Raw genomic sequence first — 2,965 nt, forward strand, 5'->3', positions numbered from 1 at the left:
GAACAGCTGGTGAACAAAACGCTCGGTCGGGTAGACCACATCGGTGTGGTCCCAATCCTGGCGGATACGGTGCTGCTCGTCCTGCGTCAGTAATGGCAACTCACCCAGGCCGGTTTGCGCATGCTCCATCAGGCTCAGCAACAGGCCCTGCAAGTGCCCGCCCAACTGCACCATTGAAGGTTCAGAGAAAGATTCACGGGCATAGATGAACTCGAACGACAGGCTCGCCCCCAGGTTGACCGCGACCGTCAGGGGGTAGTTGGTCTGCTCGTGGTTACCCACAGCGCCAAAGCGCAGTTGCGCCGGAGCACCTTTTTCCAGGGCTTCGGACACCGGGTAGTTCTCGAACACCAGGATGTTGTCGAACAGCGCATCCCCGCCCAGCCCGGCCCAGCGCTGCACTTCATACAGCGGCGTGTACTCATAGTCGCGCAGCGCCAGGTTGCGGTTCTGCACTGCCTGCAACCACTGGCTCACGGTCATGTCCGGGCGTGGCGTGGCCACCACCGGCAAGGTGTTGATGAACAAGCCCACCTGCTGCTCTATGCCCTTGAGCTCCGCGGGGCGCCCCGCCACCGTGGCGCCGAACACCACGCTTTCCTGCCCAGTGCAACGTTGCAGCAACAGCAGCCACGCCGCCTGCACCAGGGTATTGACCGTGACCTTCTGCTGCCGGGCAAATTCGCCAAGCCGTGCCGTCTGTGCCAGGTCCAGCTCGCGATGATGCTTGCCGTGGCCGGTGCCGGCCGGAATGTCCGCGACCCGGGACAGCGCCTGGGTCAGGCGGGTCGGTTCATCCAGCGTCTGCAGTTGTTCTTTCCAGAAGCTTTCACAGGCCTGGGCATCCTGGCGTTGCAGCCAGGCGATGTAGTCCCGGTAGCGGCCCGCAGCGTGGCTGGGCAACTGACCGGCATAACGTTGCAGTACTTCGCCGAGCAACTGCGAGTTGCTCCAGCCGTCCATCAGGATGTGATGGTTGGTGTAGATCAGGTGGTAGCGCTGCTCGTCGATACGCACCAGGGTCAGGCGCAACAACGGCACGGCATCCAGCTCGAAGCCACGCTGGCGCTCGGCGGTGGCCAGGGTATCCAGGGCTTCCTGCTGCTGCGGCTGGCCGCGCCAGTCATGTTCGGTGCAGTCCAGGGCAATATGCTTGTGCACCACTTGCAGCGGCGTCGACACCTCGCCCTGCCAGATAAAGCCGGTGCGCAGGATGTCATGCCGATCGATGGCCGCCTGCCAGGCCTGCTGGAAGCGCAGCGGATCAAGGCCATCCACGTCTACCCGCAGTTGGTTGATGTAATCGCCCGCGGCCTGCTCGTAGAGGGTATGAAACAGCATGCCCTGCTGCATCGGCGACAGGGGGTAGAGGTCTTCGACCGAGGCCATCGCCACCGGCAGGCGATCCAGTTGCTGCTGGTTCAGGCCCGCCAGTGGGAAGTCCGACGGGGTCGCGCCCGCCAGCTCTGGTGTGCAGCAATGCGCCACCAGCGCCTTGAGCTCCTCGGTATAGTCGTCGGCCAGCCGCTGCACGGTGGCGGTATCGAACATCTGCTGGCTGAAGGTCCAGTTCAGGCTCAACTCGCCGCCATAGACCTGGCCATCCAGGCTCAGCCAGTTGCTCAGCGGGGCCAGTGGGCTCTGGTCGTCGCCCTTGGCTTCACCGCTGGGTTTGAACAGGGAATCCTGCTCGTCGAAACTGCCGTCGAACTGGCCCAGGTAGTTGAAGGTGATACGCGGCACGGCCAAGGCTGCCAGGGTCTGCTGCGCTTGCGCCTCGCCCAGGTAGCGCAAGGCACCAAAGCCGATGCCCTTGTTCGGCACCGCCCGCAGTTGTTCCTTGATGAACTTGATCGAATCGGCCAGGGACGCCTGCGGCGTGAGCTTCACCGGGAACATGCTGGTGAACCAGCCCACGGTGCGGGTCAGGTCGATGCTGTCGAACAGGTCTTCGCGGCCGTGGCCTTCCAGTTGCACCAGGGCACTGGCTTCGCCGGTCCAGCGGGTGATGACCCGGGCCAGGGCGGTGAGCAGCAGATCATTGATCTGGGTGCGGTAGGCCGCCGGGGCATCCTGCAGCAGGCGCTGGGTATGGGCCTTGTCCAGGCGTGAACTCAGGCTGCTGGCGTGCTGGTTCTGCAACTCGGTCACCGGGCGGTCCAGCGGCAGGTTCGACTCGACGCCCTGCAACTGGGCCTGCCAGTACTTGAGTTCTTCCTGCAGCGCCGCACCTTGGGCATAGGCCCGCATCTGCTCGGCCCAGGCCTGGGTCGAGCTGGTCTTGGCCGGCAATGCCAGGGGCTGGCCGGCGCTGAGTTGAGCGTGGGCCCGTTGCAGATCCTCCAGCAGGATCCGCCAGGACACCCCGTCCACCACCAGGTGGTGAATCACCAGCAACAGGCGCTGGCTGCCGTCCTCCAGGCTGAACAGCACGGCCCGCAGCAGCGGCCCGTCCTGCAGGTTCAGGCTGCGCTGCGCCTCGATCGCCGACTGTTCCATGGCCTGGGCGCCATCCACTGCGACCTGCCAGAGCAGCTCCGGCCGCTGGCCGGCATCGGCAAAACGCGCCGACCAGCCATCCGCCTCCTGGCTGAACTGCAAGCGCAAGGCGTCATGCTGCACCCACAGGGCCTGCAAGGCGTTCTCTACCACCTCGGCGCGCAGCGGCTGGGCCGGTTTGAGCAGCACTGACTGGTTCCAGTGATGGCGTTCGCTCATGGGCGACTCGAAGAACCACTGCTGCACCGGCAGCAGCGCAGTTGCGCCACCCACCGGGCCCTGGTCGATCTGCACCCCGCCCTCGCCCTGCTCGGCCACTGCCGCCAGCCCCTGTACCGTCTGGTACTGGAACAGATCCCGTGGGGTAAAGCGGATACCGGCCTGCCGCGCGCGGCTGACCACCTGGATCGAGATGATCGAATCACCGCCCAGTTCGAAGAAGTTGTCGGTGGCACCGACCTGCTCA

The 2,965-nt window shown here is 65.0% G+C and carries 1 protein-coding gene; it reads right to left on the reverse strand.

What is annotated here, in order from left to right:
* The coding region (locus F6S12_RS30910) for a condensation domain-containing protein (protein ID WP_315869779.1) at window positions 1–2,965 on the reverse strand (2,965 nt) is incomplete at both ends.

The sequence above is a fragment of the Pseudomonas sp. JV245A genome, from assembly GCF_032424515.1.
Lineage (GTDB): Bacteria > Pseudomonadota > Gammaproteobacteria > Pseudomonadales > Pseudomonadaceae > Aquipseudomonas > Aquipseudomonas protegens.